We start from the raw sequence: 7875 nt of genomic DNA, 5'->3' as shown, positions 1-7875 counted from the left end.
GGCGGTGGCGAGCACGAGGTCGCCGTAGTCGTCGCCGAGCTGGTCGCACACGTGGCGGGCCATGCGGGTGCGGCCGTTGACCATGGTCAGGAAGAGGCCGTCGAGCACGAGGGCGCCGGGGCCGCCGGGAGCGGCGTCGGGCTGGGTCCGTTCGCGGAAGGTGTCGACGAACTCGAGCAGGGGTTCGACCGACTCGCGGCACAGCTCCTCGGCCTGGACCGGCACCAGGTAGCCGTCGGCGGCCAGCAGCGCGGCGCGCGTGGCGGGGCCGAGGTTCGGCGGGCAGTCGATCAGGATCGTGTCGTACAGGGCCCGCGCGCGATCGATCGCGGCCACGAAGACGCTGGCGTGGTCGGCCATCGCCCCGAGATACGCCTCTTCGTCGGCCAGTTCGAGAATGCGCGGCGAGACGAAGTGGAGGTCGTCGAGGGGCGACAGCAGGGCCAGGTCGGCCAGGGGGGCGCCGCCGAAGACGTCCTGCAGGCCGCAGGGCAGGTCGTGCGGGCCGTGACCCAGGGTGCGGCACACGCCGCACTGGGGGTCGACACCCACGATCAGCACCGTATGGCCGCTGAGGGCGAGGGCCGCACCGATGTTCACGGCCGAGGTCGTCTTGCCGACGCCGCCCTTGCGGCTGACGAGACTGATCACGCGTCCGCCGACGGTCTTCCAGGGGGTGCGTTGGCGCGGGGAACCGGGAGCGGGGGAGCCGTCCCGTCGCAGGGCATCATCCATGAAGTCACTCCTCGGGTGGGGATGTCCGGACGGGAAAGTAACCCGGATTCGCGCGGCCTGGCAACGGAAATCGGGCGTTTTCCAACGAAAACGCCCGATCATAAAGAATACCGTAGCAAAGGCTTAGCGGCAGAGGGCCAGCAGTCCCCGGACGAACGTCTCGGCGCCGTCGAAGACCTCGCCGATGGAGTCGGCGAGCATGTACGCCGGCGTCGAGATGAAGCGATGGCGCTCGTCGACGACCACACCGTCGACGGGGCAGTCGACGTGCTCGGCGCCGGTGCGGTTGACCTGCTCGGCGGTGGCGGGGTCGGTGCCGATGGTCAGGCGCGGATGCAGGTCCGGCCCGAAGACGCGAGCCAGGACCACCGGCGCGATGCACATGGCACCGATGGGGCGGCCCGCGGCATGGGCGGCCCTCAGGAAGGCCTCGACCTGCGGATGCACGGTGCAGTCGGCGCCGTCGACGGCGAAGGTGCAGAGGTTCTTGGCCGCACCGAAGCCGCCGGGCAGGAGCACGGCGTCGCAGGCGGCGGGGTCGAGGTCGACCAGGGGCACGGCCTGACCGCGGGCCAGGCGCGCCGACTCGACCAGGATGTCGCGGCTCTCGCCGGCCGCCGGCTGTCCGGCCAGGTGGTCGACGACGTGCATCTGCGGGCCGGTGGGTGCGGCGACCTGGACCTCGGCGCCGGCGCGGTCGAGGGCCAGCAGGGCGGCGCAGGCCTCGTGGATCTCGGCGCCGTCGAAGACGCCGCAGCCGCTGAGAATGACGGCCACTTTCGCCATGGTGATCTCCTCCGGAAGGGAACGGCGGGGGGCCTCGCGCGAGGTGTCCGCGGGGGCGTCCCCCTGTTTGTACCGCCCGGCCGCCGCGGATGTCAACCCTGCCCGTCGGGGTCGAAAAAACGCATCCGGAATTTTGGATTCGGGGGGCCGGGAAGCTAGCTTTGGGGCGGGCCCGCCGTGCGGGCGGCGCCCGCAGCAGCGAGGGGAGACCACCGGATGACCGGCAAGATCGCCGTCGGCGGCATCACCAGGACCGAGGGGCTGGTGATCATCAAGATCCTGGGCGCGGGGGCGGGCCAGGATCTCGTGGGCCGGGCCCTGTCCGGCCTCGGTCTCAAGGGCATCAACATCTCCTGCGTGACGAGCTTCGCCGATCGCGACGGCCTGAACAACCTGGCCTTCGCCATCAGCGCCGACGATCTCGACCAGACCCTGGGCATCCTGCAGGCGATGCAGGACGACATGGAGATCGGTCGCATCGACTACCAGCGGCGCTGCACCGCCCTGTCCATCTACGGTCCCCACTTCAGCGAGCGCCCGGCCATCGCCGGCACCGTCTTCGAGGCCACGGGCGAGGCGGGCGTGCCCATCCACCTCATCGCCACCTCGTTCTCGACCGTCACCTTCCTGACCGACAGCGACCGCGCCGCCGACGCCGAGGCGCAGTTGCGCGAGCACTTCCTGGTGCCCTGATCCGCCGACTAGTAGCGGAACGCGCTGCCGCCGATGAACTCCCGCAGCAGGGAGGTCGGCGGCACCTCGCTCGCGTCGACCGGCAGCAGCAGGGAGAGCTGCTCGATCAGCGTGCGCGCGAGGCCGTAGTTCGGATCGTCGGACTCGACCGCGGCCAGCCGCGGTTCGGCCCAGAGCTTCAGCACCGCCAACTCGTAGGTGAGGCCGGAATTGAAGAAGAGGTCGGCGTTGTTCTGGTGCGGGAAGATGTGCTCCTCCTCGCCGGCGCGCACCTTCGGCCAGCGGGCGAGGGTCTCGCTGGCGGGGTAGCCGCGGAACTGGGCGTCGCGCACGATGCGCCGGTAGAGGCGCGAGTGGGTCGTCTTGATGTAGCTGAAGTTGTTGATGTTCAGGTGGCACAGGGCCGACACGTAGACGAGCATCTTCTCACGTCGGGCGATGCGCGGCGTCAGCTCCGGATTGAGGGCGTGGATCCCCTCGACCAGGAGCGGCTCGCCCCGGCCGAGCACGGTGGGCGTGGATTCCAGTTCGGCCCGCCCGCTGAGGAAATCGAAGCGGGGCAGGTGCACCGGCTCGCCCGCCATGAGGGCCTGCAGGTGCTCGTTGAACAGATCGATGCGCAGGGCGCCGAGGGCCTCGTAGTCGTAATCGCCGTCGGGGGTGCGGGGCGTCTCCTCGCGGTCGACGAAGTAGTTGTCGAGGCTGAGGGCGAAGGGGCGGTAGCCGAGCACCCGCAGCTGCAGGGCCAGCCGTTTCGCGCTGCTGGTCTTGCCCGAGCTGCTGGGGCCGGCCAGGAGCACGAGCCGTCCGGAGTCGGGCAGGGCGGCGGTCATCTCGGCCGCCTCGACGAAGAAGCGGGCGTGGCGCGCCTCGGAGATCTGGATCAGGTCGCTGGTGCGGCCGTTGACGATGTGCTCGTTCAGGGCGCCCGTGTCCTCGACGCCGACCTTCTCGACCCAGTCGCTGTACTCGCGCAGGGTGTCGAGGAGCTTGGCCTGGGGCAGGAACTCGGGCACGCGCGCCGGGTCGCCCTGAACATTGGACAGCAGCACGAAGCCGGGCGTCTCGGGTCGCAGGGCGAAGGCCCGCACATAGCCGGTCGAGGGCAGCTGCCGGCCGTAGTACATGAGCTGCGAGCCCTCCACCTGGTAGAACTCGAGGCTCTCGCGCCGCAGGTACTTCGCCGTGCGGTGGTTGCGCGCGTCGCCGGCGCGCTGGTACTTCTTGAGCAGGGCGCGCAGGCCGAAACGCTGGGGCAGGAGGGGCAGGTCGGCGTCGACGATCTCCTGCATGCGCGCGGACAGGGCCGTGACGTCGGCGTCGGTCAGGGGCTCGGGCCGCTCGAGCTCGCAGTACATGCCGCCGCCGTAGCTGAACTCGACCTTGAGCGCGTGGCCGGGGAAGAGCGACTCGGCCGCCAGCGCGGCCAGGAACTGGACCGTCCGCTGGATCGTGGTCTGGGCCTGGCGGTCCCGCAGCCGGATCAGGCGGATCCGTTCGTCGCCGCGCAGGGGTTCCATGAGGTGCGTACGACGCCCGTTGATCGAGCAGATGGCGACCGGGTCATCACCGACAAGATCTTGGGGGACATTGGCTTCGAGCCACTCTCGGACGGTCGAACCCGCCGCGACCTCCGCCGGCCTGCCGCCGATTTCGACCCGGATCGTGCCTTCGGCCATGGCGATTCCTCCAAGTGGGGGTACCCTGAGACTCGTGGCTTGTGTTTTGGCCCGCGGACGCTATCATGGTGGCGCATTGTTCGGTTTCCGAACAATCCTGCGGGCTGCCGGCGCGGAACCTTTCCGGCGGTCGGATCAGTCGTCCGACTTGCCTCCCGCGCCGGGAGCGGAACCGGTGGCGGGCGCACTGCCGGCGGCGGCGCCGGACCCGGCCGCGGATTTTTCCGCCGGCGCGGGCTTCTTCTCCTTGCCAGTCTTAGCACGGGAGTCGTTGATATAGAAGCCCGAGCCCTTGAAGACGACGCCGAGGCCGCCGCTGATCAGGCGTTCGACCTTGCCGCGGCAGGCGGGGCAGCGTTGGCGCCTGGGGGCGGAGACGGGTTTGAATTCCTCGGTGACGAGGCCGCAGCGGGTGCATTCGTATTCGTAGGTCGGCAAGGAACGGCACCTCCGTTGATGCGGATTTCCTCCCCGGCAGGGGTGGCGATACAAGGGATGCGGACGGTCAGGGGACCGGACGCGCAATATGGGGAGAGAGGAGCGGTTCCGCCAGTCGGGCGGCCGCAGCCTCCGGACCAGGACTAAGGAAGGTTCGACATGAAGGTTGCGATCAACGGATTCGGCCGCATCGGCCGCACGGTGTTCCGGCTGCTGCTGGAGCGGCAGGGCGTCGAGGTCGTCGCGATCAACGACATCACGGACGACGAGGCCCTCGCCTACCTGCTGCGGCACGACACGGTCATGGGCGACCTGCCCGGCAAGGCGGTCATCGAGGACGGCCACCTTGTCACCGACCGCTGGCAGACCCGCATGACGGCCGTGCGGAATCCGGCCGAGCTGCCTTGGAAGGAACTGGGCGTCGACTTCGTGGTCGAGTCGACCGGCGTGTTCCGGGCGCGCGACCAGATCTCCCTGCACCTGGAGGCGGGGGCCCGCAAGGTCCTGCTGACGGTGCCGGCCAAGGACGAGATCGATGCGACCGTGGTCATCGGCGTCAACAATGAGACGCTCAAGCCCGAACACCGCATCGTCTCGAACGCCTCGTGCACGACCAACTGCCTGGCGCCCCTGTGCTACGTGCTGGACAAGGAGTTCGGCATCGAGAACGGCCTGATGACCACGACCCACGCCTACACCGGCGACCAGCGCCTGATCGACACCCCGCACAGCGACTGGCGGCGGGCCCGGGCGGCGGCCGAGAACATCATCCCCACCTCGACGGGCGCGGCGAAGGCCATCGGCCAGGTGCTGCCGTCCCTGTCGGGCAAGCTGGGCGGCATGGCCCTGCGGGTGCCCGTGCCCTGCGGCTCGGTGGTCGACCTGGCCACGCGGATGAAGAAGAACGTCACGGCCGACGAGGTGAACGCGGCGCTGAAGGCGGCCAGCGAGTCCGCGCGTCTGCGCGGCATCATCGGCTACGCGATCGATCCGCTCGTGTCGTCGGATGTGGTCGGCACCAGCTTCTCGAGCTACTTCGATCCCGACTGCACCATGGTCGTGGACGGCAACATGCTCAAGACGATCAGCTGGTACGACAACGAGTACGGCTACTCGAACCGGGTCTGCGACCTGCTGCAGATGATGGAGGACGTGGGCTAGTCCCGCTCCCCGGCGACGCAGCGACGGAACGGACGGCGCGGGACCACCCGCGCCGTCTGTCCATCCGGTCTCCGTTGCGCTATAATGCCGGGAGGATACCCCGCACCCCTGACGAAGGACGCCATGATCCCCGGACTCCGCCGCGCCATCGTTCTCCTGCTCGTCCCGGGCTGCCTGGCCCTCGGGCCGGCGTCCGTGACCGCGGCCCGGGCGGGCGGCCATCCGGTGCCGGTGGCGCCGGATCGCGCCAAGGTCGCGGTCACGCGGGGCGGGCCCGACCACCTGCACCGCTTCCGCGAGGCCGAGGCGAAGGCCCGCCTCGGCAAGGCCTTCGCCGCGACCGCGGGCCCGAGTTCGGCCGCCATGGATCTCTACGACGCCCGCTTCTACGACCTGGCGCTCGCGCTCGATCCCGTGGCGAAGCTCCTCACGGGGACGCTGACCCTGACGGCCACCGTGACCGGCGCGGGCCTCGCCGCCCTCGACCTCGATCTCGACCCGAACATGATCGTCACGGCGACGAAGAGCGGGGGTGTGGCCACGACCTTCACGCGCAGCGGGGCCGTGCTCACGGTCGTCCTCGACCGCGCCTACCTGCCCGGCGAATCGGTGACCGTCGCCGTCGACTACTTCGGCAACCCCACCAGCGACTACTTCGGCTTCGCCACCTACGGCGGGCAGCCCCTGATCTGGAGCCTGAGCGAGCCCTACGGCGCGCGCCGCTGGTGGCCGTGCAAGGACCTGAACACCGACAAGGCCGATTCGGTGGCCCTGCACGTGACGGTGCCCGACAACCTCATCGTCGCGAGCAACGGCACCCTCGAGGCCGAATCGGTACCGGGCCCGGGCCTGAAGACCTTCCATTGGACCGAACGGCACCCCATCGCCACCTATCTCGTCTCGGTGACGGCCCATCCCTACGTGGTGCTCACCGACGCGTACGTCTCCGCCGGCGGCGACACCATGCCGATCGTGCACTACGTGGTGTCCGACCGGGTGGCCCAGGCCACGGCCGGTTACGCCCCGACCGCGGCCATGATCGGCGCCTTCGCCGGGCTGTACGGCGAGTACCCGTACCTCGACGAGAAGTACGGCCACGCCCACTTCCTCTGGGGCGGGGGCATGGAGCACCAGACCTGCTCGAGCATGAACAGCTCGGCGTACCTCGAGACCTTCATCGCCCACGAGCTGGCCCACCAGTGGATGGGCGACCTCGTCACCTGCGCCGACTTCTCCCACATCTGGATCAACGAGGGCTTCGCCACCTGGTCGGAGGCCTACTGGCGCGAGCAGAACGAGGGGCCGGCCGCCTACCGCGAGGAGATGGACGCCGCCCGCTTCTACGGGCCCGGCACGATCTACGTCGAGAACCCGAACAACTTCAACGAGATCTTCAACTTCTACCTGTCGTACCAGAAGGCGAGCTGGGTGCCGCACATGCTGCGGCACGTGGTGGGCGAGACGGCGTTCCGCGCCGGTCTGGCCGAACTGCGCGCCGCCCACGGCTTCGGCGCGGCCACCACCGGGGACCTGCAGGCGGTGTTCGAGGCCGTGTCCGGACGCGATCTGGAGGCCTTCTTCCAACAGTGGATCTACGGCGAGTACTACCCCCGCTACGAGGTGGCCTGGAACGCGTCGGCCGCGGGGGCGGGGCAGACCCACGTGCAGCTCCGCATCACCCAGCTGCCCGTCGCCGGCGACCTCTTCGCCATGCCCCTGGACGTGCGCATCGCCACCAGCCTGGGCGACACCACCTTCGTGGTGGAGAACGCGGCCGCCACCGAGTGGTACGCCTTCACGGTCGCGGGTACGGTCACGGACCTGCAGCTCGACCCGGACGGCTGGGTGCTGTGCGAGATCTTCCCCGACGGGGCGAGCGGGGTGCCGACGGCCGCTGCGGGGCGTCCGGTCCTCGCACCCAACGTGCCCAACCCGTTCAATCCGGCCACGACCGTCCGCTTCGAGCTCGCGGTGGCGGGGGCCGTGACCCTCGATGTCCACGACGTGTCCGGTCGGCGCGTCCGACGCCTGATCGCGGCCGATCTCGGCGCCGGACCCCACGCGGTGGTGTGGCGCGGCCGGGACGACGCCGGGCGCGACGTGGCTTCGGGCACCTACTTCGTGCGCCTGCGCCAGGGGGAGGCGACGGACGTCCGCGCCCTCACCCTCGTGCGGTAGGGGCGCCGATGGCCTGGCTGTGGGCGGCCTCCTTCCTGTGGGCCTTCTCCTTCGGACTCATCAAGGGCCAGCTGACCGGCTTCGACCCGGTCGTGGTGGCGGCGGCCCGGCTCGGGCTCGCCGCCGTGGCCTTCGCGCCCCTGCTGGTCGGCGGCTCCGGTCGTCCCGATCGCGCCACCGCCCTGCGGGCGGCCCTGCTCGGGGT

8 protein-coding genes are annotated in these 7875 nt (G+C 70.1%); 4 read left to right on the top strand and 4 right to left on the bottom strand.

The features are described from left to right. Positions 1-735, bottom strand: a 735-nt coding sequence (locus tag KDM41_16075) for an AAA family ATPase (GenBank protein ID MCB1184945.1), incomplete at its 3' end; no start/stop codon positions are given. Between the two features lie 123 nt (positions 736-858). Further along, on the bottom strand, positions 859-1521 hold the full coding sequence (gene elbB / locus KDM41_16070; protein ID MCB1184944.1) for an isoprenoid biosynthesis glyoxalase ElbB: 663 nt from the start codon (positions 1519-1521) through the stop codon (positions 859-861). 216 nt (positions 1522-1737) lie between these two features. On the opposite strand from elbB, the gene KDM41_16065 reads away from it, so the two are divergent. Then, the gene (locus KDM41_16065; GenBank protein ID MCB1184943.1) at positions 1738-2214 is read left to right on the top strand and encodes a hypothetical protein; all 477 of its coding nucleotides are present in this window, start codon (positions 1738-1740) and stop codon (positions 2212-2214) included. A gap of 8 nt (positions 2215-2222) precedes the next feature. Here KDM41_16065 and KDM41_16060 read toward each other — a convergent pair whose 3' ends face one another. Then, positions 2223-3893 carry a nucleoside kinase gene (locus KDM41_16060; protein ID MCB1184942.1) on the bottom strand — a complete coding sequence of 557 codons (1671 nt, stop codon included), beginning with the start codon at positions 3891-3893 and terminating at the stop codon, positions 2223-2225. Positions 3894-4028: 135 nt separating this feature from the next. Next, positions 4029-4331, bottom strand: a complete 303-nt coding sequence (locus KDM41_16055) for a zinc ribbon domain-containing protein (GenBank protein ID MCB1184941.1) — start codon at positions 4329-4331, stop codon at positions 4029-4031. Between the two features lie 159 nt (positions 4332-4490). Here KDM41_16055 and gap point away from each other — a divergent pair, with 159 nt between their 5' ends. From gap to KDM41_16040, 3 genes are all read left to right on the top strand, one after another. After that, a complete protein-coding gene (gene gap, locus KDM41_16050) occupies positions 4491-5492 on the top strand; it encodes a type I glyceraldehyde-3-phosphate dehydrogenase (GenBank protein MCB1184940.1) in 1002 nt (333 codons plus the stop codon). A 123-nt stretch (positions 5493-5615) separates the two neighbouring features. Beyond that, positions 5616-7670, top strand: a complete 2055-nt coding sequence (locus KDM41_16045) for a hypothetical protein (protein MCB1184939.1) — start codon at positions 5616-5618, stop codon at positions 7668-7670. An 8-nt stretch (positions 7671-7678) separates the two neighbouring features. Then, positions 7679-7875, top strand: a 197-nt coding sequence (locus KDM41_16040) for an EamA family transporter (protein ID MCB1184938.1), incomplete at its 3' end; no start/stop codon positions are given.

The sequence above is a fragment of the bacterium genome (genome assembly GCA_020440705.1).
Lineage (GTDB): Bacteria > Krumholzibacteriota > Krumholzibacteriia > LZORAL124-64-63 > LZORAL124-64-63 > JAGRNP01.
The sequence above is the reverse complement of the archived record's forward strand: the minus strand, read 5'-3'. Positions and strand labels throughout refer to the sequence as shown.

Coding starts and splice junctions, on each gene's coding strand:
- gap (MCB1184940.1), top strand. CDS start 4,491: ATGAAGGTTGCGATCAACGGATTCGGCCGCATCGGCCGCACGGTGTTC.
- elbB (MCB1184944.1), bottom strand. CDS start 1,521: ATGGCGAAAGTGGCCGTCATTCTCAGCGGCTGCGGCGTCTTCGACGGC.
- KDM41_16045 (MCB1184939.1), top strand. CDS start 5,616: ATGATCCCCGGACTCCGCCGCGCCATCGTTCTCCTGCTCGTCCCGGGC.
- KDM41_16065 (MCB1184943.1), top strand. CDS start 1,738: ATGACCGGCAAGATCGCCGTCGGCGGCATCACCAGGACCGAGGGGCTG.
- KDM41_16060 (MCB1184942.1), bottom strand. CDS start 3,893: ATGGCCGAAGGCACGATCCGGGTCGAAATCGGCGGCAGGCCGGCGGAG.